Raw genomic sequence first — 22,555 nt, forward strand, 5'->3', positions numbered from 1 at the left:
CTCCGATGCTACGATGAGTGGACTCGGGTCTGAACAACCGCAAGAGAACTCATGAAGAGCCTTTCCGGTCTCTAACAACCCCGGCGAACCCCATCCAGCGGCGAGGCCTATTCCGCCTCGGCACCAGTTCAGGGCATGATAAGTCGCCCATGGCCGAAGGGTTCCTCCTGTAGTTTAATCGAAACCGAAGCCTTTGTTTGGAGGGAGCATGGCAGCGCCGTCGGTTCGGCTTGTCGTGCGTCTCCTCCCGCTGGGACCGTCGGCGAACTGGCATCGCCGTCGCGCTTTGCGGTAGAATGAACATGCGGTCGAGACACGCATATCGCCGCTTGGCGGTCGGGCTTTCGCGTCATCCGCAAACTGCGAGGAATCAAGTTGTCTGACATCGCTTATCTGGTCATCCGGGAAGGTTCCAAATGGACGGACGTGTTTCGTTTGGTACCCGGCCAGGTCATCACGATCGGCCGCGCGCCCACGAACCAAATCATTATCAAAGACGACCGTTGCAGCCGCAGTCATGCCGAGTTGTTCCTCTCCGAGGGCCGGTGGGTGATCCGCGATCTGGAGAGTCGTAACGGCACGGTGGTGGGAACGCAGCTCATCAAGAAGGATTGGCCGCTGGAATCCGGGGACGTCATCCGGATCGGTCGCTCTCAATTGGTATTTGTGCGGAATTTGAGCGATGCCTTTCCGGAGGGCGGAACGGTGCCGGGCCGCGAGGCGATTGAACTTCCGCCCGCCGTCTCGAACGCGCCCTCCGAGAGCGACGTGGACGTTCTGGGGGGATATGAACCCACGACCATCACGCATCGACGGAACCGCGCTGCGCTCCTGGAGGCGGGCGAGGGTGCCGAACCCTCCTTGGCGGAGGCGGGCCAGGCCGCCGCGCGCTTGTGCCGATTGGCCTTCGAGATGGGCAAGGCTCCCGACGCCCCTTGCATCGCCGGGTTGGCCCTGGACGTGCTCTTCGAGATGACCCACGCCGACGGCGGAGGCGTTTTGTTGCGACCGCGAGGTTCGGCTCAAATCTCATCCGGCAGTGACCTGAAACTGGTGGCGTCTAAGACCCGCTCGCAATGGGCGTATCATCGCGTCTCTAATTTCTTGGCCGTTACCGTGCTCCGGGAAGGAGAAGCCGTATTGGCCCGCAACGTCCTCGACGACAGCGCCATCGGCAGTCGCGACAGCAAAGGTGAAATCCACGCCGCCAGCGTGATCTGCGCACCCATTCGGCGCGGCACCGAGACGCTGGGATTGATCCACCTGTACACGACGGACGCGGGAGCGGCCTTCACACCGGAAAACCTGGAATTCACGCTGGCGGTCGCCGAAACCGCAGCAGTGGCTCTAAACAACCTCAACCGGCAAGAAGAGTTGGCCGAAAACCTGACCCAGGCCAGGACTGAGAACGTCCAACTCCGCGAGCGACTGGGCGTGCAAAGCGAATTGGTGGGGCGCAGTCCGGCGATTCGCGCCATCAGCGAGGAAATCACGCGCGCCGCCGCCACCCGCGCGACCGTATTGATTCGCGGCGAAAGCGGAGTCGGCAAGGAACTCGTCGCCCGGGCCGTCCACTATTCCAGCCCGCGCAAGGCCGGTCCGTTCGTCTGCATCAATTGCGCCGCACTGTCCGAGGAATTGCTCGCCAGCGAATTGTTCGGACACGAAAAGGGTTCCTTCACCGGGGCCTTTGAGCGGAAGATCGGCAAGTTCGAACTGGCCCACCAGGGCACGCTGATGCTCGACGAAATCGGCGAGATGAGTCCCGGCATCCAGGCCAAGTTCCTCCGAGTTCTGGAGGGGCACCCTTTCGAAAGGCTGGGCGGCAGCAAGCCCATCCAGGTCGATGTCCGCGTCATCGCCGCCACCAACCGCGACCTGGAGAAAGAGGTCATTCAAGGTCGATTCCGCCGAGACTTGTTCTTTCGTTTGCGGGTACTGGAGATCGTGGTCCCACCCTTGCGGAAGCGGTTGGAGGACGTCACCGAATTGGCCTACTACTTTCTCAACAAATTCCGCGAGGAGACCGGTCGCAAGATCAAAGGCTTCACCCCCGCTGCCATGGATCGGCTGACCGCCTATCGTTGGCCGGGAAACGTTCGCGAACTGAAAAACGTCATCGAGCGGGCGGTCGTCCTATGCCGCGGCAACCTGATCGACGCCGACGATCTGCTGCTCTCGAACCTGGGTACTACGGGAGACACCGCCGACGCCGCATTGCAGGAACGCGGGTATCGACCCTGCTCCCTGGCCGACGTGGAGCGTGCCCACATCCTGGCCACGCTGCGCCATACCGGCTGGAATAAGAGTCGCGCCGCCTATATCCTGGGCATCGAGCGATCGACGCTGGATCGCAAAATTCGCCGCTACGGTTTGGAACCGGAGTCACGATCGGCCGCGCCGACGGAGGAACCGGCGACCCCGCGTCCTCGGCCGAATTGAAGCGGACCTTCCCGCCCCCGGCCCGACGCCGACGTGGGGAAGCCCCCGGTTCGGCCGATCCGCTTTTGGGAGTAATTCCATGAAACTCGACCCTTGCTCTCGGCGTTCGTTCTTGGGGGCGGCGGCCCTGGGCGGCGCGGCATGGACGGCGGGAAAATGTCTCGCCGCTCCCGGCACCTTCCGCATCGAGGAACCGTGGTCCGGCGCCGTACTCCACCGCCGCCACGGCAAGCAAAGCGAAGAAGGCTTGGAGATCGAAGTCCGCGGCGTTGCCCCTCTGGAACAACCGGTGCTGGTCAACGGACGACCGGCGCAGCGGGCCGGAAACTCTTTCCGCGCCTCCGTCACCCTGCGTGAGCATGAGAATGAAATCCTGGCCGTCACGGACGGTTTCGCCGGGCGGCAGGAACACCGCGTTCGCGTCATTTGGGATCGGCACAGCCGACCGCGGTACCGCTTCTCCATCGACGATAACAGCTTCTTCCTCCGCGACATCGCGCACAAGCAATATGCCTCGCTGTTCGACTGCTGGTATCTCGCGATGCTCCGCGACTTGAGCAAGAAATACGGCACCAAATTCGTGCTCAATATCTACTTCACCACGGGAGACGACTTCGACCTGACGCAATTCCCCGATCGGTACAAGTCCGAATGGGCCGACAACGCCGATTGGTTGAAGCTGGCCTTCCACGCTCGGGCCGATAAACCCGATCGACCGTACCAGTACGCGTCGCCGCAACAACTGGCGGCCGATCTCGACACCGTGGCGGAGCAGATTCTACGTTTCGCGGGTGAGGCGACCTATTCGCCCCCGACGGTCATCCATTGGGGAATGGTGCTGCCATCCGCCCTGCCCGTCCTCCGCGAGCGCGGCGTCCGCGTCCTCAGCGGTTATTTCCAAAAGCTCGGCGGCGTGTGGGACGTCAACTATCATTTCGACGCCGAACGGAGCGAGTATCTGTCTCGCCACGACGCCTGGATGGACTTTGCAAGCGGCATCGTGTTTTCGCGGGTGGACATCGTCTGCAACAACGTCCCCGTCGAAAACATCGTGCCTACGCTCGCGCCGCTGGCCGACAATCCCAACACGGCCGAGATCATGGACATCTTCACGCACGAACAGTACTTTTGGCCGTTCTATCAACGTTACCTGCCGGACCATCCCGCGCGGCTGGAGACGGCTATCCGCTGGTTGACGGAACAGGGTTACCAGCCGGTGTTTTTCCACGAAGGCTTCCTGGGCGTGCCGGCGTAATCGCCGGTAAAGGGTCAACGCCGGCCACGATTCAGCGCTTTCCGTCCAAGCCGTGACAGCCAGCTTTGAATCTTCCGCGACGTCTTTCGACGGCCGAATTCGCCGCCCCGACCGCCGCTTTCGACGGGCGATCCAAACGCGGTCGAAAAAGCGAAGAAATCCGCGCCTTCTGCCGATTTCTACCTCTTGACAAACCGGGGGCGGATTGCAATCCTTCTTGGGATCAACAACATCACCGGCTGCAAAAGGCCGACCCGCGAGTCGGAGCACGGGCAACGAAGGAACTAGCCGCCTTCACGCCGGTGAGGTGCAGGATGTTAACACCTATGGCCACCGTGGATGCCGACGCGATGCCGTCGCTCCCGGGTGACGAGGAACCTCCCGGTTCCGAAGTCACCATCGAGACGATTTCTCTTTCCCCCGCCGCAAGGCGCGGCACCTTTCATCGCCTCCCCCTGTTGGGTGAGCCCTCCACCGAACCGGCCGCGGGGCCGGCGGTCTCCCGTCGTCCTAAGACGGATCCGCGTGTTCGGCAATTTCGCCGCACGTTCTATCGCGACGTTCCCGACAAACTGTGGAACGACTGGCATTGGCAAATCAGCCACCGCGTCCGGACTTTACAGCAAATCGAGCGGATATTGGTCCTTTCGCCGGACGAGCGAGAAGCCCTGGTGCGGGCCGGAGCCAAATTGCCGGTCGGAATTACGCCCTATTACATGGCCCTGATCTCGCCGCACGACGCCGATCAGCCGCTGCGCCGGACCGTGATTCCCAGCATGGCGGAATTCGCGGCTTCGCCCGGCGAAGCGCAGGACCCGCTCGGAGAAGACGATGACAGTCCCGTGCCGGGATTAGTGCATCGCTACCCCGACCGAGTGCTGCTTCTGGTTCACGATTTTTGCTCGACCTATTGCCGCTACTGTACGCGGAGTCGGGTCGTCGGTCACGGCGAGATCGCGTCCACCCAAGTCCGTTTGCAGGCGGCCCTGGACTACATCCGCCGAACGCCGCAGATTCGGGACGTGCTGCTGTCCGGCGGCGATCCCCTGACTTTGAGCGACGACAAGCTCGGCTGGATTCTGTCGGAGTTGCGGCGGATTCCGCACGTCGAGTTCGTCCGTTTGGGGACTAAAGTCCCGGTCGTGCTGCCGCAGCGGATTACGCCCGCCCTATGCCGCATGCTCCGCCGCTTCCACCCCCTTTGGATCAGCATCCACTTCACGCATCCCGACGAATGCACGCCCGAGGCGTTTCAGGCTTGCGGTCGTCTGGCGGACGCCGGTATCCCGCTCGGCTCGCAAACCGTCCTCCTCAAGGGCGTCAACGACGACGTGGACACGATGAAGCGGTTGATGCACGAACTGCTGAAAATGCGTGTCCGCCCGTACTACTTGTACCAGTGCGACCCCATCCTCGGCTCAGCCCACTTTCGCACGTCCATCGCCAAGGGGCTGGAGATCATCGAAGGCTTGCGGGGCCACACGACGGGCTATGCCGTACCGCACTTCGTGGTCGATGCGCCGGGCGGCGGCGGCAAAATCCCCTTGCTGCCCGACTACGTGGTCGGCCGCGACGGAGACGACCTGCTCTTGCGGAACTACGAGGGCAAAGTCTTCCGCTATCCCGATCCTGCGGAAGAACCCGCCCCAATGAAAGTGGATCCGTAAGACGCTGAGGAGTCACCGCCATGGACCGCAAGGAACCGCTGTGCGTCCGCTGTGCGCAGACGCAGCGGACATGCTGCCAAATCTGCGAAATCTACGTTACGCCGGGCGACGTGGAACGCATCGCCGCCTTTACGGGCACCGGTGATTTCCACGAATATCGCCGCCCCGACAACCCCGAGTATCTGGATCAGGACGACGACCCGCTTTGGGCGACCCGCGTGTTTCGTCCCGACGGTACGCGACGCGTCCTCCGCAGGACCGAATCCGCGGGTTGTGTTTTCCTCGGGCCGAACGGTTGCCGTTTGCCGCTGGAGGTCCGACCGCTAGTTTGCCGTCTGTACCCCTTCGATTACACGGAGAAGGGCCTGCAATCGGTAAACGGCACGATGTGCCCGACGCGATTGCTCGCCCCCGGAGAGACCCTCCTGCAATCGCTGGACATGGATGCGGAGACGGCGGAGGGATGGCGGCGGCAGCTATACGCCGAGATTCGGCGAGAACCGCCCGCAACGACCGCGTCCCCCGCGATCGTCGTCGCCCACGCCGAAGAGCCGCGCGAAGCGGCGCGACCGCACGTTTTGTCCCCCGAATCCGCCGCATCGGTGACCCCGGCAACCGGTCCGGGAACCGCAGCGGCCGTTACCAAACCGCCTTCGCCATGCACATCGGTTTAACCTATGATCTCCGCAGCGAGTACCTGGCCGAGGGTTGGAGCGAGGCGGAAACCGCCGAGTTCGACCGCGACGACACGATCGAGGCCATCGACATCGCACTGCGGCACAACGGGCACACGACGGATCGCATAGGCCGGCTGAGCAAACTAGTGACCCGATTGGCCCACGGCGACCGTTGGGACCTCGTGTTCAACATCGCCGAGGGCATGTTCGGAATCGCCCGCGAGGCCCAAGTGCCCGCGATCCTGGACGCCTACCGCATTCCGTACACCTTTGCGGACCCCGCGGTGCTGGTACTGAGCCTGGACAAGGCTTTGTGCAAGTTGGCGGTGCGCGACGCCGGTCTTCCCACGCCGCCGCACTGGGTGGTCCGATCGCCTCGCGACGTCGACGGCATTCCGCCGCGATTCCCCCTCTTTTGCAAACCGCTGGCGGAGGGGACCGGGAAGGGCGTGTCGGAGGACTCCCTGGTCGGCACGCGCGAGGCACTCGCCAAGCAATGCCGCCGCCTGCTGGCGGAGTTCCGGCAACCCGTTCTCGTGGAAAAGTACCTGCCGGGCCGGGAGTTTACCGTGGGCATTCTCGGCACCGGGGACGAAGCGACGGTGTTGGGCACTTTGGAAATCATCCTCCTTTCCACCGCCGAACGCCACGCCTACTCCTACGTCAACAAGGAGTTCTGCGAGCAACACGTGGAGTACCGCTTCGTCTCCCCCCGGGATCCCGAGGTAGCGCAGGCCGAGGAAGTCGCGCTGGCCGCTTGGCGAGCGCTCGGTGCGCGCGACGGCGGACGCGTGGACCTGCGATCCGACGAGGAACGCCGACCGCAATTCCTCGAAATCAATCCGCTCGCCGGACTGCACCCACAGCACTCCGACCTGCCCATGATCGCCGCGGCGGTGGGAATGCCCTATCACGAATTGATCGGCCGGATCGTCGTTGCCGCCGCCAAGCGAATCGCCGGTCCTACGAAGCAGTAAATTCCGCGGCTCGTCCGCCCGAGAGACGTTCCCGTGCGAGTGTTGATCGTCCACCACGCCCTTTCCCCCCAGTCGTCCCTCGACGACCGCGACGTGCTGCATCAGGCGGAGTTCATCCGGCAAAGCCTGCTTCGCCTGGGGCACGTTGTGGATACTCTCTCCACCGACTTGGATTTGCAACGTTTTCGCGACGCCATCCGGCGACTCGCTCCCGACGTCGTCTTTCACCTGGTCGAGTCGCTGGGGGGCACCGATCGTCTGTCCTATCTTTCGGCGGGCGTCTTGGATGCGCTCGCGGTCCCCTATACCGGTTGCTCCACCCAGGCCCTGTTCCAGACGAACGACAAACTGTTGACGAAAAATCGCTTGCGTGCAGCGGGGTTACCCACGCCCGACTGGATCGATCCGGCCCGGCCCGTACCCTTCGCCGAGGCCGGTCGCGGCGAGAGAGGCTACTTGATTAAGAGCGCCTGGGAACACGCTTCGGCGGGAATCGAGGAGGTCGTTCGCCCCGCATCAACCGAGGAGCTCTATCGCGACCTCCTGAACGCGCTCGACCGAATGACGGCCCAAACACGCCGACCGTGGTTCGCCGAGGCCTTCATCGAGGGCCGGGAATTCAATCTCTCAGTCTTGGGGGGAACAGATCGCCCCGAAGTGCTCCCGCCCGCCGAGATCGATTTTTCGGCGTTTCCCCCAAACAAGCCCCGCATCGTGGGCTACAAGGCCAAATGGGAAGAGGACTCTTTTGAATATCGGGCGACGCCGCGACGGTTCGAGTTTCCCGACTCGGATCGGCCTCTTTTACGCGAACTTAGGCGATTGGCGGTCGCATGCTGGGACTTGTTTGAACTCCGAGGCTATGCGAGGGTGGATTTTCGGGTGGACCCGGCGGGCCGCCCCTACATTTTGGAGATCAACGCCAACCCCTGCCTCTCGCCGGACGCCGGCTTCATGGCCGCCGCGGCGGCGGGAGGCTACGGTCCCGAAGATGTCCTGGCCCGGATTCTCGCCGATGCGATCACCCCTCCCCGCGAGCCTGCGCTCCGCGCGCCGCTCCTCGCCGCGGATATCGGGCCGACGTCGCCCCAAGACGACCGAACGCGGTTCCGCGCGGACGTCACCCCCGCCGATGTCGAAACCGTGCGGCGGTTGGTCGAGTCCACCGGCTTTTTCCATCCGGAGGAAACGGTGGTGGCCGTCGAATTGGTGCAGGAACGCCTCGCCAAAGGCCCTGCTTCGGGATACGAGTTCATCTTCGCGGAGGATTCGCGCGGGCCGGTCGGTTACACCTGCTACGGGCCCATCCCGTGCACGCGGCACAGTTGGGACCTGTACTGGATCGCTGTGGCGCCCGACCGCCAAGGCCGCGGCCTGGGAAAGCGTTTGATGCATGCCACCGAGTCCGCCGTCCGCGCCGCTGGAGGAACGCGCATCTACATCGATACTTCGAGCCGCGAACAGTACGCCCCCACTCGGGCCTTTTACGAGCGCTGCGGCTACCGCACGGTCGCCGTCTTGGAGGACTTCTACGCCCCCGGCGACGGCAAGGTGATTCTGGAAAAGCGGCTGTAGGGAATTGTCGCCGTTGTCATGGCGGACCACTTTTACGGAGCGCCGCCGTCTGCAACTGCAACCTGTGCTGCCCCCCATCACGGAAACTGCGCGAAGCCCGTGTACGTCCCCAAGCTTTTCGGCCCAGCGCCCGCGCGAGATTCGCGCCCTGATCAGCTCGAAAGGCTTTAAGGCCGCCCAAAATACCGCCGAGTCGACCGCCGTTCCCGAACCTTAAATCGAAACTCTCAAACAATTTGCTTGCAAATTGTTTGAGGTTCCCTTATATTGCTCATCGGCTTGCCGGCGTTCCGACAAGAGTCTTTGGGGCGCGGGCGGTCGGGTATCTTGCGACGATGTTGTGGATTGATTTTTCTCTTCTCTTTGTCCTTTTCAGGAGGGCAAACATGAACGGTTTGCAGGAACGGCGTTCGAGATTGGGCTTCACGCTTGTGGAGCTTCTGGTGGTGATCGCGATCATTGGGATTTTGATCGCACTTTTGCTTCCGGCGGTACAGGCCGCTCGAGAGGCTGCCAGACGCAGCCAATGCAGCAACAACATGAAGCAAATCGCCCTTGCCACTCACAATTACCACGACGTGTACAAGGTCTTGCCGCCCGGCAAGATCACCCTGGCGACGGGCAACGACACCGTAGCCGGCCCGTGGCTTACAAACTGGGCCATCGCCATTCTGCCCTACATCGAGCAGAAGCCCCTCTACGATCAGTACAACTTCAACGTGGTCAATGAACACCCGAACAACGTGGCGGTCGTGCAGACCTACGTGGACGCCTACGCTTGCCCCTCAGACTTGGACGTCAACAGCCTGGAGACGCCCGAGAGCGCGAACATCGCCGTGTCGGGCATCACATTGCCTCAATATCGGCACGGTTCGTACCGCGCCATGGTGGGCTACAGCTTGGGGCACAAGAATGTGACGCAAGGCGGTTGGTGGGACGGGCGAGAGTATCTCGACGGCAGCGGCAATTTCCGGATGCCGCGGGAATGGGCGGGCGTCTATCACGTCGTCGATAATCGATTGAAGAACGAGTCGTTCGCCAGCGTCATCGACGGATCCTCCAACACGATGGCGTTTGGGGAGTTGCACCGCCCGAAGAATAAGACCCGTCGCGGGACGTTTTGGGCCTACTCGTACACCTCCTACAACGCCTCGCAGGCGACCCCGTACAGCGGGAGTCTTCAGGCCAATCAATGGTACGACGTGTGCGTGCCCAACGTGCCCACGGATAACATTTGCAAACGGGGATGGGGCTCCTTCCATCCGGGCGGCATGAACATCGCCCTGGTGGACGGATCCGTTCGCTTCCTGAGCACGGTCGTCGATCTCAACATCTGGAAGGCGATCGCGACGGCACAGGGCGGCGAAAGCGTCCAGGGACTCTAATTGGTACATTGATCGGCGACGCGATTGCGCGACGATTTCCCGGTCAAGGACCGCGAGGGGCGCCGGCGAAGCGTGCCTCGCTCATCTTTTGTTTTCGCTCGATTGTCGGGCGAGGAAGATCGATCCACGGAGGTTCCCCGGCGTGGGACCGGCGTCAAATCGGGAGACATGCGAATGACCGGCGGCAAGAAAGTGCTCGGAGGAGTCTCCATCGCCTCGGCGGTGCTCTTGTTGGCGATGGCGGGATGCGGTTCCAAAGGCTTCAAAACAGCCCCCGTCAAAGGCACCGTCACCGTTGCGGGCAAACCGGCGGTGCAAGTCTTTGTACAATTCCAGCCGGTCGCCCAGGGGGATAAGGATGCCGGACCGTCCTCCACCGCCGTTACCGACGCCAACGGCAATTTCGAGTTGCGTCTGGTGGGGGCGGGATCGGCGATGGGCGCCGTCGTCGGTGAGCACGCCGTGCGATTGGCACCCGCCGGGGAGAAGGAAACCACCACGGAGGGCGAACCTGCTCCCATCGTGCCCCTGCCACCGAAGGCGACGGACGGTTCGTACCGCGTCACGGTACCGCCGGAAGGACTCGCGGACGTCAAATTGGAGTTTTGAGCGTCTCAGTGCCGCAGCATAACGGCGGCGCGGGGAGTCCCAGCGACTTCGGAAGGAGGCCCTGAATTGGGTCAGTAGCCCGGGTTCCACGGCCAGTAACGGCGTCGCGGAGCGCCCCAGCGGAACTCCAGCCCCGCCGTCAGCGCCAGATGGTGGGTGACGTTGAACCGACTGGGAAACACGATGTTGTCCGTGAATTCCAGCCGAAAGATGGGATCCGTAAGTCGCCGGAACTTGACGCCGAAACCCACCGGCATGGTGAAGTACGTCCCCTCGTAGGATTCTCCGAAGCGATCCGTGAAGTCCATCCGCGTCAGGCCGGCCCCCCATAGCAAATAGAATCGGGCGGGGTGATAGTCGGTGGGATAATAGAGCAGGCTGACATCCCATTGAAAGGCGGTGGCGTTGCGATCCGTGAACCGCCGTCGCAAGGGGTCGTTTTCGCTCAATCCGGCGGCATCGTCGGCGGCCCAACGCGCGGCCACGGCGGCGAAACTGTCACTCAGTTCCAGACTGCCAAAGGAGAGTCGGGTCTCCAATCCGAGATTGGGCGCGAAATCCCAGCCCAATCGTCCCGACCCGACCAAGCCCGCCTTCTCTTGCACCCAGTCGTCAATGAGGGCGGTCCCCTGAAAATACCCGACCGCCATCCCGCCCGAGAACGGTTCTTCCAACCACGATCGCCAGAACTCGGGGGAATCCGGGGGCGCCGCGCGACCTTTCCACCAGCGACGCAGCGGTCCGGGCGGCGGTTCGCGAACGACCAAACGATAATCCGAATCCACGCCGGTTTCGGACGACGGTCGGCCGCTCGGAAACTGCCGGTCCACTAGGTCCGTCACCTCTTGCTCGATTGCGTCGGCCGCGATGCCCGGAGCAAGGCTCGGTTCCGGGACCCGCGTCGGACTGGGGACGAAATAGGGCGCCCCCTCGGTCTGCCAATCGACCGCGGCGAAACCCGCTTCGGCTCCTCGCGCGGCGACCGCGGTCGAACGAGTCTGCGGCAGCGAGCGAACTACCGAACTTGAGGATGGCGGCAAGCTCTTATCGCGATTGACCGTCGCCGAGTGTGCGGAGAACGCGGTGGATCCCGCGGCGGGGTACTCGGCGGGGACGAATTCCGGGGGAAGCGGGGCGGAACCGACCGACCGGTAATACTCGTCGCCGGGCAGAGGCTCGGGAAAGGCCGGCAGGGGAAACGTCCAGCCCTCACTTGCCGCAAGCGAAATCGCCGGGCAAGACGCGGTCGCAAGCAGAGCCGGAACCAACGCGATCCACGCGCGAATGAGTCCGCTCCAATCGACGCACCGCACACGTCCTCGGCGAAGGCGAGGCATGTCTCCTCGGCGACTCTCCGCCGGGATGCGATGCGCGCGCTGTGACTGCCTGGCTCTCACCGGGAATCCTCATGCCTGGGAAGTCGCGTGGGTACTCCCTTACGCCACGGTCGGCTTCGGCGGCCGAACGCGTCGGCACGTCCCCTGCCCCCACAGCCGATCGGTACCGGGGAGCGGTACATTCAACGCGGTCCGCAGGCCGCTGGACCATGGGACGGCGGATTATCGACAAGCCCCCACGCCCTGTCAATGCCATAACGAAGAGACCTGTTACCCACGAATAGAAATGATCTCTTCCGGCGTGAATGGAAATGTCCTTATGAATCCTCCGAAACGTTTGGAGTGCGAGACGGGTTTGGAGTGCGGCAGCAAAGCTGCCGCTGTGAACAGCGGCGGCAAGCCCCGCACTCCACAGTCAGCGGCAAGCCGCAGTCCACACGTGGAGGAAAGATCGCGGCGGCGACGTCTGGGGGTGCCGCGTGGGGATGGCCGCCCAAGTCCGCAGCTTGCCAACCCCACGCATTGGGGGCCTATTCTTGAGTAACAGCCAAAACGGAGAAACCGGCAAATCGCCGTAAGCATGGCGAATGCGACATCGCTGATGCTGGAACGGCCTACTGTTGCAACTCCAAGACGATTTCGTTGCCCGACGCGGGCGGAACAGTTACCGACAAACCGGAACTGTCGAAGGAAGCGTATCGGGAAGGCAATGCAGTTTGAACCACGGCGGCGCCTGTCGTCGGTGTTGCCCTAAACTGCCGCTCGTAATCTTCGGGATTCTCAGCGCTTTCGGTAGGCTGAGACGTTGTGTCCGGCGGCGGAACTTTGACGACGGCGACTTTGAACGTCCCGGCAGGGACGCCGTCGTAGGTGCCCTCGGTCTTCATGACCGCTCGCCCTTCGGCGTCGGTCACGCCCGCCGCCGAGTACTTTCCCGATTCGGGAGCAAACAACACTTTGGCGTCGGAGACGGGTTCCCCTTTGAATTTCACCACGGCGACAACCGGCACAAGGTCGGGCAAGTCGCTCGGCTTCTGGGGACCGCGAGAGCACCCCGAAGCGATCAATCCGAGTAACGTGCAGGCTGTGACGGATGCTAGAACCGACCTAACATGAATCGCCATACTCTCATCCTCCCGGGGGCCGTTTCGCAGATCACTCAGCAAAGGAAGCAAACCGCCCCATCCAACAAGTAGCGACGCCGCCTCTCGCTCAAGAAACGACGTCCGTATACGTGCGTCGAATCATATTGGGATTACAATCCGTTGCTAATGGATTCTCCGCCGGCGCGACTTCCCAGAGCACCCCACACTCCGTAATTGCTCATTCCGCTGTCCACGAGACCGAGGCTCAAATTGCCTGTGTCGATGGTCTCGGAAACGAATCGCACGGAACCGTCCAGCATGGCGACGTTGGCACCGCCGGGGTGATTACTCGTAGGCGGAGCCAAGATTCGTGATTCCTGAGACGCCGTGCCGCTGGCGGTGCAGCTCGACGAGTTCGGCGGCAGGATGGTATTGAAGCCGCTGGCGACCATGGATCCGTCGGACCAGTATCGACCCGTGACGTCTCCACCGCCCGGTGTCACGTAGCGTTTTCCCGAAATGGGTGTCGTCTTGCAGTCCAAGGGAACGATACTAAGCATTCCCGGCAGACCAGTCGAGCCCGGCATCACATAAGCAGACTGCGCGAACCCGCCTTTCACGTCTGCGACGTTCTGGCCGACGATGCGTTCGCTGAATGCGGCGGTGTTACTCAAGCCGTCGGTGACTGCCGCGAAATTGAAAAGTTCGCCGGGGCGGCGAGCCGAGCGAAAGGTCCCAAACGGCCCCCTTGGATTGCGAACCTGCCGCTCCGCGTCATGGTGCTGCATCGTCCAATCGCCCATGCTCATCATATAGTTGCGACCAGGACGCGCATAAGTTTGAGCCGTTCCGTCGCTGGGGCAGAAGAAGCCGGGAATCTTGTCATACACGCCGGAACCGGCGACATCGACCCAACCTCCGGGCGAAAAGTTGCGACTCGCGAATTTATCGTAGATGGGCTTCTGCTCCATGTACGGCAGGAGTACGACAAACCCCGACAATCGATAGGCGCTGGTACAAGTTGTGCACCAATTGTTGTACGTTCCGAAACTGGTCGTCCACGTGCCGCCCGTCAACGTGTCTCCGCCCGTTCCCCCGCAAATGAAGGGCATCATGTTGTTAACGTCGTGGTAATTGTGCAGGGCTAAACCTAGTTGCTTCAAATTGTTGGTGCATTGTGAGCGTCTGGCGGCCTCACGCGCCGCTTGAACTGCGGGCAAGAGCAGAGCGATTAAGATGCCGATAATGGCAATCACAACAAGCAACTCCACGAGCGTGAAGCCGCGTCTTTCGATGCCGAATCGTCTCATGGCAGATCTCCTGATAAAGGACTCACGATGACAAAAAACAACACCACTTCTCGTTCCTTGGGGGTAACCTCAAAGGTGGAATGCTATACGGGGATCACGTACGGAGTGATTTCAATCCAAATCGTCAATTATGCGGGGATCCCTGCAAACGTGCCTTGAGTGTAGTTGCCACACCAACCGCAGTCAAGGATTTCGCACGTGCGCGGAGCCCTTTGCGTTGTTCCCATCTCGCGTGATGGATTGAAGTTAGGAAGGGCCTGGAAAGGGCCTTCCCCGCAGGATGTGCGGAAAACGGGCGGTTTTTCCCGCGTTGGAGCGATTTTTCACGATTTTTCGACCAAGCCTGCGAACAAGCGGGGATGTCATGCGTAGTAAATGTATGCGTTCACAAGGATCGGCTTGATCCAAAGCCCCTTGGGTGGTGCTAAACAAGAGCTTTCCCTGCGAAAGCACGCAAAGCGTTGGCTCAATCCCTTGTTCTCCGGCTCAGGAAGACCTCCATGCAAATCCCCAACCTCCGACCTCTCTTCGCCTGGGATACCCTGGAAGATAGTCCCACCATTCGCACCCTGCGGGAATTTCTAACGTCCATTCCCGACGAGGAATTTCTCACATCTCTGGAGAGATCCCGGGGCAAGGGGCGGAACGACTACCCGGTCCGTGTGCTTTGGGGGACGTCGGTGCTAAAGATCGCCTTGCGGCATCCCACGATGGAGTCGTGCCTGGCCGAACTGAGGCGGAACGCGGAGCTGCGGAAGCTGATTGGGATCGAATCGGAGGATCAGGTCCCCAACGCCTGGAACATGTCGCGGTTCATGGAGCTGCTGGGCCGGGAACCGTTTCGCAGCCTCCTGCAGGAGATGTTCAACACGATGGTGCGGCGATTAGGCGAGGTGGTGCCGGACTTGGGAGAGAACCTGGCCGGAGACGCCACGGGGCTGAAGGCGCGGCGGAAGGAGGGAGAGGCGGCGGAGGAGGAGAAGGCGGAAGGTCTTCCGCAACCCAAGGGCGGTCGCAAGGAGTACACGGACAAGGACGGGAACGTGACGCGGGTGGTGGAGTGGTTCGGGTTCAAGCTGCACCTGGCGGTGGATGTGAAGCACGAAGTGGTGTTGGGGTACAAGGTCACGGAGAGTACGGCCGGGGATGCCGAGACGTTGCCGGCGGTTTTGGAGCAGGTGAAACGGAATCTGCCGCAAGGTCGGATCAAGAGTCTGGCCTATGACAAGGCGGCCGACACGAATCCGGTGCATGAGTTGTTGTCGCGGGAGGGGATCAAGGCGGTAATCGAGAATCGGAGTTTGTGGAAGGAGGAGGCGGAGCGGATGTTGCCCGGCCACGATGGGAACTCGAACATCGTCTACGACGAGGCGGGGACGGTGTACTGTTACGATCGGGTCAGCCAACCGATGGTGCGGTATCGGATGGCCTACATCGGGTATGAGCCGTCACGGGAGACGATCAAGTATCGGTGTCCGGCCAAGCACGAGGGGTGGGAGTGTCCGATGAGCAAGATTTGCAATGCGGGGAAGTCCTATGGGAAGACGGTGCGTGTGCCGCGGGAGATTGACCTGCGACGGTTTCCGGCGATACCCCGGGCGACGCGGAAGTTTGAGCGGTTGTACCGCGGGCGGACGGCGGTGGAACGGGTAAATGCCCGGCTGAAGGTGTTTTGGGGAGTGGATGACGGGAACATCGTCGGGGCCCGGCGGTTTACGGCGGAGGTGGGGGCGGTGATGGTGGTGCACGCCGCGTTTGCGACGCTGTTGGCGATGGCCCCGCGTCGAGAGGGGACGTTGGGAAAGATGCGGCTCAGTCCGATTTCCAAGGCCTTGCGGGAAAGAGTCTACGGCAAGCCTGCCGCCCCGGGACATCCCGAGTCCGGCTCCGCCGCTGAGCAAGAGCCTTCAGGAAAACCCGCCGTAGCGGTCACCTAGGTTTTTTACCCCAGAGCGGCGGACGAATCGGGAATCTTGTCGGTGCTGAGCTCGTCTCGCAGGATGACGGTCTGCGCGGAGTGCGCGCGGAAGGCCGATCAAAGACCGCTCCGAGGCGTTTTCTTCCCTCGAACGCCGCCTTTTCTTCCTTCGAGTGCCACCTTCCCGCCTCTGGAGTCCCCTCTTTTCAAGACTCCCCGCCCCACGTATTCACCTGATCCCTCTTCCGCGACTCTTCCTGACCTATCCAGCCTCGCGCTCTTAACTCACTCCCCCGCCAAAAAGTTTACAACGCAAACGGCTCACGTGCGCGACGCTTCGGCCGAATTTCGCCTGATACAGCGCCGGCATCGGCGGCGTGCTATGATTCCCATGTCGCGAAATCGGGTTTCTCCGGTGTGCGGCGAAAGGTTTGCGCGATAATTCATCGACCCCGCACTAAGGGGCTGGCTTGAGACTCAATTCCAATATCCAGGAGCGGTTACGTGAAGATCACCATCGTCGGCACGGGTTATGTGGGTTTGGTGACGGGTACCTGTTTTGCCGAAACGGGTAACGAGGTCGTTTGCGTGGATTGCGACGAGGAAAAGGTCCGCACACTCCAGTCGGGCAAGTCCACCATTTACGAGCCAGGCTTGGAGGAGCTGATCAAACGAAATGTTGCGGCGGGCCGATTGCGATTCACGACCGACTTGGCTTCGTCCGCCGGTTGGGCGAAGCTCGTCTTCTTGGCCGTGGGAACCCCGCCCCGGGACGACGGCTCCGTCGACCTCTCCTATTTGTGGACGGCGGTCGAGCAAATCGCGCCGCATTTGGCCCCGGACGCCGTCGTCGTGCTGAAGAGCACGGTTCCGGTGGGGACCAATGCCTCGGTGACGGCGCGACTTCGGGAACTGACCGGAAGGCACGTCGACGTGGCCAGCAACCCCGAATTTCTCAAGGAGGGCGCCGCGGTGGAGGACTTCATGAAGCCCGATCGCGTGGTCGTGGGGGCCCGGCGGGAAGAGGTCTGCGATCTGCTCTGGGATCTCTATCAGCCCTATTTGAGGACGGACAAGCCGCTGCTGTCCATGTCGCCGGAAAGCGCCGAGATGACCAAATACGCGGCCAACTCCTTGCTGGCGACCAAGATCAGCTTCATCAACGAAATCGCATCGATTTGCGAACGGACCGGGGCGGACATCAACGACGTGCGGCGGGGCATCGGGCACGATAGCCGGATCGGGTTCGCGTTCTTGTTTCCGGGCGTCGGTTACGGCGGGAGTTGTTTTCCCAAGGACGTGCAAGCCCTGGCGGCGGTGGCCAAGGCCCACGACGTCCAACCACGGATACTCGAGGCCGTCCATCAAGTCAACGAATTCCAGAAGGGGACGCTGCTGCGGAAAATCCGCGAGCATTTCGGCGGTGCGCTGTCGGATAAGACCATCGCGATTTGGGGCCTGGCGTTCAAGCCCGCCACGGACGACATCCGCGAGGCCCCCGCATTGGTGCTCATCGACGCCTTGCTGCGGCACGGCGCCACAATCCGGGTATTCGATCCGGAGGCGATGGAAAACGTGCGGCGGCGCTACGGCGAGCGACTGATTTACGCATCACAGCGCGATGAAGCCCTGGACGGAGCGGACGCCCTTGCCGTCGTCACCGAGTGGAAACAGTTCGTCCATCCGGAGTTCGACGAGATCAAGCGGCGGATGAAACATCCGGTCATATTCGACGGACGGAATATCTACAACCCCTTCCGGATGCGGGATATGGGCTTCACGTATTACAGTATCGGTCGCCCCCCGGTGCGACCCTAGCGCACTCGCGACCGGCCATCGCTCCGCATCCGCCGCGGCAACCGGTACGCCGTCCCTTGCCGGAACCGTGTGTCGACTTTGCTGCGCAGTCACATCGAAATCGAAATCGTTTACGTCCTTCTCGACGGGCATCAAGTCCGGCCCGGCCCACGTTTCCCGCGCGTTCACCTTTGCCGCAGCCCGCATTTGCGGTATTTTTGATCTTTTGGGACGATTCGGCCAACGTCCGTCCGATGGTCGCGCCCATCACCGCTTGGCGACAGCGCCGCCGCTTTTTTCTGCGAAGGAGTCCTGCCTTGAGCGTTTCCGGCCAAACTTCCGGGGGGAACGACAGCGAACTTAGCCCGTTGGAAGCCGCGCGACGCGAGAAACTGCGGCGTCTGGAGGAAATGGGGGTCGACCCCTGGGGCCATCGCTTCGACGGGCATCAGGCTATTGCGGCGATTCGGGCCCGAGAGGGGGAGATCGAGACCATTCCGGCGGGCGACTGTGCCGTAGGGCAACCGCCGGAGTTGCGCGGCCCCCGCGTCCGTGCCGCCGGAAGAATCATGCTTCTCCGCCGAGCGGGCAAAATCATGTTTTTGGACCTGCGGGATTGGTCCGCCAAAATCCAGGTGCTGATCGGCAAGGGACAGGTCGGCGAGGCCAATTGGCAGTTGGCGCAGTGCCTCGATTTGGGCGATCTGCTCGGCGTGGACGGCGAACTGAAGCGTACCAAAACCGGCGAATTGACGATTTTCGCCGAGAACCTCACTTTTCTGGCGAAGTCCATCGAGACGCCGCCCGAGAAATGGCACGGTTTGACCGACCCCGAACTCCGAAACCGCATGCGCTACTTGGATTTGGCGTACACGGACGGAGTCATGCAGCGGTTCTTGCAGCGGACGAAGATCGTGCAATCCATCCGCCGAACCCTGGGGGAAGAAGGTTTCGTCGAGGTCGAGGGACCGACGCTACACACGGTGGCGGGCGGGGCGGCGGCGCGGCCCTTCGTCACTCATCACAATGCCTTGGACATGGACCTGTTCCTCCGCATCGCTTTGGAACTGCACTTGAAGCGGCTTTTGGTGGGCGGCGTGGAGCGAGTCTACGAACTGGGCCGCGTCTATCGCAACGAAGGGATCAGCCCGCGGCACAATCCCGAATTCACCATGCTCGAAGTCTATCAGGCTTACGGCGACTATCAGACCATGATGGACCTGACGGAGCGTCTGATCGTCCGCGCAATCCAGGCCATCGACCGACCGCTGCAACTTCCGTGGGGAGAGGCCGTGATCGACTTCACGCCTCCCTTCGCCCGGCGGCGATACGACGATTTGCTGCGGGAATACCTGGAAGTCGATCCGAGCGACCCGGCCGCGCTAAGGGAGTGTGCCGTCGCTCGTGGTTTGGAGGCGGGCGCGAAGCACCCCGACGTGCTGAAAAACGAGCTATTCGAGGAGTTCGTGCAACCCAAACTGGCGGGGCCGATCTTCGTGACGGATTACCCGGCGTCGATCTGTCCCTTGACCAAGCGGAAGGCGGGATCGCCGGAAATCGCCGAGCGATTCGAGCTTTTTGTGCAGGGTATGGAGCTGGCCAATGCCTACACCGAATTGAACGACCCCGACCTTCAGGAACGGCTTTTCAGCCTGCAATTGGAGGGTTTGCCGGAGGAGGAGTCCATGGCGCGGATGGATCGCGATTTCATCCGGGCACTGCGGTACGGCATGCCGCCGGCGGGGGGGTTGGGAATTGGTATTGACCGCTTGGTCATGCTTCTTACAAACTGTCAAAGCATACGGGAAGTCATTCTGTTTCCGCTCTACCGCCCCGAGGCGTAGCCGCGCGAAACAGGCCCTTTGCCGGGAGCGTCCCCGCCGCCGTACGGCCTTGCGGAGCGTTGCCGCGGTCGAAGCGGTACTTGAGGGTCACGGAGGACCGGTCCGCGATGTACGTCTTGATGCTCTGCTGGCGGTACTTACGGACGCGGTATATCGCCTTGGCGTCCATCATCAGCGTGATGCTCGGCGTGGCCACCATGATCGTGGTGAACAGCGTCATGCTCGGCTTCACGCACGAGATGGAAAACCGCCTCCACGGCATCCTCTCGGACATCATCTTCCAGTCCCGGAGTTTGGAGGGATTTCCCGACGCCGAATGGCACATGGAGCAGATCCGCCGCGTGGCGGGGGACGATATCGAGGCCATGACGCCGACGGTCGTGGTGCCGGCCATGGTCAATCTCCAGGTCGGCGAACAGTGGATTACCCGGCCCGTGCAGTTGATCGGCATCGACGCCGCGACCCAAAGTCGGGTCAGCGATTTCGGGCAGTACCTTCAGCACCCGGACAATCGAAGGCAATTGAGCTTCGAGCTCCGCGACGGCGGATACGACGTCCGCGATCATCAGGGCGGCCCGGACGATCCCCCCCGACCCGAGATGGCCGACGCCGGATGGAAATACCGCCGCCGCATGGCCCAACTCCGCAAGATCATGCGGGATATCGAGGCTTCCTCGGCGATAGGCCAGGCCCCCGAGCCGACCGCGGCGACCGTTCCCGCCGCCGCGAACGATACCTCTCCCGTTGCCGGGACCGATGGAACGACGAATCCGTCGACCGACGCCGTTCCCACCAATCCGTTTGCCCGATTCGGTCCGCGCGAGGAAGAATACGTCCCCGCATTCGATCCGGCCCAATCGCAATATACGGGGATCGTCTTGGGGATCGGATTGGCCACCTACCGCAAAGACGGGCGAGATCGATTCCTCGTCCTGCCGGGCGACGATGTCACGGTCACGTTCCCCACCGCCGGATCGCCGCCGCGCATCCATCGCGATTACTTCACGATCGTGGATTTCTATGAGAGCAAGATGAGCGAGTACGACTCGAACTTCGCTTTCGTGCCCATCGAGACGCTGCAACGACTCCGCGGCATGATCGACCCTTCCTCGGGACGCAGCTACGTCAACGCCATCAGCATCAAGCTCAAACCGGGGCGCGACATGAACGACGTCCGCGACCGCCTCCGCGCGGCCTTCGCTCCGCAGTATTACTCCATCGACACGTGGCGCGACAATCAAGGGGCGCTCTTGGCGGCGGTACACATGGAAACCGCCATCCTCAATGTGCTTTTGTTCTTGATTATCTGCGTGGCGGGGTTCGGTATTCTGGCCATCTTCTTCATGATCGTGGTCGAAAAGACCCGCGACATCGGCATTCTCAAGTCGCTGGGCGCCTCCTCCACGGGAGTGATGAGCATCTTTCTCGGGTACGGTTTGCTGTTGGGGTTGGTTGGATCCGGTGTGGGCTTGGTCATGGGCCTGCTCTTCGTTCACTACATCAACGAGATCGCGGACATCCTGGGCCGACTGACGGGCCGACCCGTGTTCGATCCCGACATCTACTACTTCTACAAAATCCCTGCCATCATCGATCCCTTCACGGTGGCGTGGATTGTGGGTGGGGCCATGGCCATCGCGGTGCTGGCGGGAATCCTGCCCGCGTTGCGTGCCGCGCGACTGCATCCGGTGGAGGCACTGCGTTATGAATAGAACGATCGCCGCGCGGCGCGAACCCCATTCGCCCTCGAACGCTGCCGGGCCCTGCGACGACGGCACCGCCACGCAAGCCCTTTCCCAAGGCGCCGCCGCACCCATGTCGGCGGCGAGTACGGACGACCACGGCATTCCACCGACTGATAGTCTGCCCGTCGGCGGACCGCGCTCCACGCCTCCCGCGCCCCACCTCCGCTGGGACGACCGAGATTCCCTCTCACACAACCCCCTGGACGATCCGAAACCCGCCTCGACCGCCTCCGAACCGCAGCTTTGCACTACCGGCTTGACCAAGGCCTACCGCAAGGCGGCGGTGGAGATTCCCGTCTTGCGCGGCGTAGACCTGGAAGTTCATCGCGGGGAATTCCTGGCGATCGTGGGCCAAAGCGGATCCGGCAAGAGCACGCTGCTGCATTTGCTCGGACTGCTCGACCGCCCCGACGACGGAAGCATTCGGCTGGCGGGTTCGCGAATCGACGATTTGCCGCCAACGAAACGCGATCACTTCCGAAATCGGTGCTTCGGCATGGTGTTCCAGTTCTATCACCTTTTACCGGAGTTGACGGCCCTGGAAAACGTCATGGTCCCCGGCCTGATCGCGACCAATCCCCTCACGGGATTTCGCCGTCGGCCGCAATTGCGTCGCCGGGCGACCGAACTTCTGGAACTGATGGGCCTGTCTCACCGCCTGCGGCACCGCCCGCGAGAAATGTCCGGCGGAGAAATGCAGCGAACCGCCATCGCCCGGGCGCTCATGAATCGCCCACAAATCCTCTTAGCCGACGAACCCACGGGCAACCTCGACCAGGGGACCGGGCGAGAAATCTTGAAAACACTGCGAACCTTGAACGGCATCGAAAACCTCACTATAGTCATGGTTACGCACGACCCCACCATCGCGGCCCAGGCGGATCGCGTCGTGCGTCTTCGCGAGGGCCGGGTCGTACCGGCCTGATTCCACG

The 22,555-nt window shown here is 62.2% G+C and carries 16 protein-coding genes; 13 read left to right on the forward strand and 3 right to left on the reverse strand.

Annotated elements, in window-relative coordinates:
• The first annotated feature begins 375 nt into the window (after positions 1-375).
• The 8 genes from ACYQ6J_RS04870 (at position 376) to ACYQ6J_RS04905 (ending at position 10,587) form a co-directional block, all read left to right on the forward strand.
• Positions 376-2,442, forward strand: a complete 2,067-nt coding sequence (locus ACYQ6J_RS04870; RefSeq protein WP_460183071.1) for a sigma 54-interacting transcriptional regulator — start codon at positions 376-378, stop codon at positions 2,440-2,442.
• A gap of 79 nt (positions 2,443-2,521) precedes the next feature.
• Entirely contained in the window at positions 2,522-3,697 is a 1,176-nt protein-coding gene (locus ACYQ6J_RS04875) for a twin-arginine translocation signal domain-containing protein (protein ID WP_460183072.1), read from the forward strand.
• Positions 3,698-4,023: 326 nt separating this feature from the next.
• Positions 4,024-5,364 carry a KamA family radical SAM protein gene (locus ACYQ6J_RS04880; RefSeq protein WP_460183073.1) on the forward strand — a complete coding sequence of 447 codons (1,341 nt, stop codon included), beginning with the start codon at positions 4,024-4,026 and terminating at the stop codon, positions 5,362-5,364.
• Positions 5,365-5,384: 20 nt separating this feature from the next.
• Positions 5,385-6,038 carry a YkgJ family cysteine cluster protein gene (locus tag ACYQ6J_RS04885; RefSeq protein ID WP_460183074.1) on the forward strand — a complete coding sequence of 218 codons (654 nt, stop codon included), beginning with the start codon at positions 5,385-5,387 and terminating at the stop codon, positions 6,036-6,038.
• Positions 6,023-7,018 carry a D-alanine--D-alanine ligase family protein gene (locus ACYQ6J_RS04890; protein ID WP_460183075.1) on the forward strand — a complete coding sequence of 332 codons (996 nt, stop codon included), beginning with the start codon at positions 6,023-6,025 and terminating at the stop codon, positions 7,016-7,018. Before ACYQ6J_RS04885 ends, ACYQ6J_RS04890 begins: the two co-directional genes overlap by 16 nt.
• Positions 7,019-7,051: 33 nt before the next feature.
• Positions 7,052-8,593, forward strand: a complete 1,542-nt coding sequence (locus ACYQ6J_RS04895) for a GNAT family N-acetyltransferase (protein WP_460183076.1) — start codon at positions 7,052-7,054, stop codon at positions 8,591-8,593.
• Positions 8,594-8,979: 386 nt separating this feature from the next.
• The gene (locus ACYQ6J_RS04900) at positions 8,980-9,978 is read left to right on the forward strand and encodes a DUF1559 domain-containing protein (protein WP_460183077.1); all 999 of its coding nucleotides are present in this window, start codon (positions 8,980-8,982) and stop codon (positions 9,976-9,978) included.
• A gap of 174 nt (positions 9,979-10,152) precedes the next feature.
• Complete coding sequence (locus ACYQ6J_RS04905; RefSeq protein WP_460183078.1) at positions 10,153-10,587, forward strand: transthyretin-like family protein; 435 nt, start codon at positions 10,153-10,155, stop codon at positions 10,585-10,587.
• Positions 10,588-10,658: 71 nt separating this feature from the next.
• Here ACYQ6J_RS04905 and ACYQ6J_RS04910 read toward each other — a convergent pair whose 3' ends face one another.
• The 3 genes from ACYQ6J_RS04910 to ACYQ6J_RS04920 form a co-directional block, all read right to left on the reverse strand.
• Positions 10,659-11,924 carry a porin family protein gene (locus ACYQ6J_RS04910; protein WP_460183079.1) on the reverse strand — a complete coding sequence of 422 codons (1,266 nt, stop codon included), beginning with the start codon at positions 11,922-11,924 and terminating at the stop codon, positions 10,659-10,661.
• A 614-nt stretch (positions 11,925-12,538) separates the two neighbouring features.
• The gene (locus tag ACYQ6J_RS04915) at positions 12,539-13,048 is read right to left on the reverse strand and encodes a hypothetical protein (protein WP_460183080.1); all 510 of its coding nucleotides are present in this window, start codon (positions 13,046-13,048) and stop codon (positions 12,539-12,541) included.
• Between the two features lie 131 nt (positions 13,049-13,179).
• On the reverse strand, positions 13,180-14,319 hold the full coding sequence (locus ACYQ6J_RS04920; RefSeq protein WP_460183081.1) for a DUF1559 family PulG-like putative transporter: 1,140 nt from the start codon (positions 14,317-14,319) through the stop codon (positions 13,180-13,182).
• Between the two features lie 500 nt (positions 14,320-14,819).
• Between ACYQ6J_RS04920 and ACYQ6J_RS04925 the strand changes: the two genes are divergently transcribed.
• The 5 genes from ACYQ6J_RS04925 (at position 14,820) to ACYQ6J_RS04945 (ending at position 22,548) form a co-directional block, all read left to right on the forward strand.
• Positions 14,820-16,256 carry a transposase gene (locus tag ACYQ6J_RS04925; protein ID WP_460183082.1) on the forward strand — a complete coding sequence of 479 codons (1,437 nt, stop codon included), beginning with the start codon at positions 14,820-14,822 and terminating at the stop codon, positions 16,254-16,256.
• A 485-nt stretch (positions 16,257-16,741) separates the two neighbouring features.
• On the forward strand, positions 16,742-18,055 hold the full coding sequence (locus ACYQ6J_RS04930; protein WP_460183083.1) for a UDP-glucose dehydrogenase family protein: 1,314 nt from the start codon (positions 16,742-16,744) through the stop codon (positions 18,053-18,055).
• A 296-nt stretch (positions 18,056-18,351) separates the two neighbouring features.
• The gene (gene lysS, locus ACYQ6J_RS04935) at positions 18,352-19,878 is read left to right on the forward strand and encodes a lysine--tRNA ligase (protein ID WP_460183084.1); all 1,527 of its coding nucleotides are present in this window, start codon (positions 18,352-18,354) and stop codon (positions 19,876-19,878) included.
• Positions 19,879-19,985: 107 nt separating this feature from the next.
• Positions 19,986-21,590: an ABC transporter permease gene (locus tag ACYQ6J_RS04940; RefSeq protein WP_460183085.1), complete on the forward strand. Its 1,605-nt coding sequence runs from the start codon at positions 19,986-19,988 to the stop codon at positions 21,588-21,590.
• Complete coding sequence (locus ACYQ6J_RS04945) at positions 21,583-22,548, forward strand: ABC transporter ATP-binding protein (protein ID WP_460183086.1); 966 nt, start codon at positions 21,583-21,585, stop codon at positions 22,546-22,548. The genes ACYQ6J_RS04940 and ACYQ6J_RS04945 overlap by 8 nt, the downstream gene beginning before the upstream one ends.
• Positions 22,549-22,555: the final 7 nt, after the last annotated feature.

Source organism: Thermopirellula anaerolimosa (assembly GCF_054657335.1).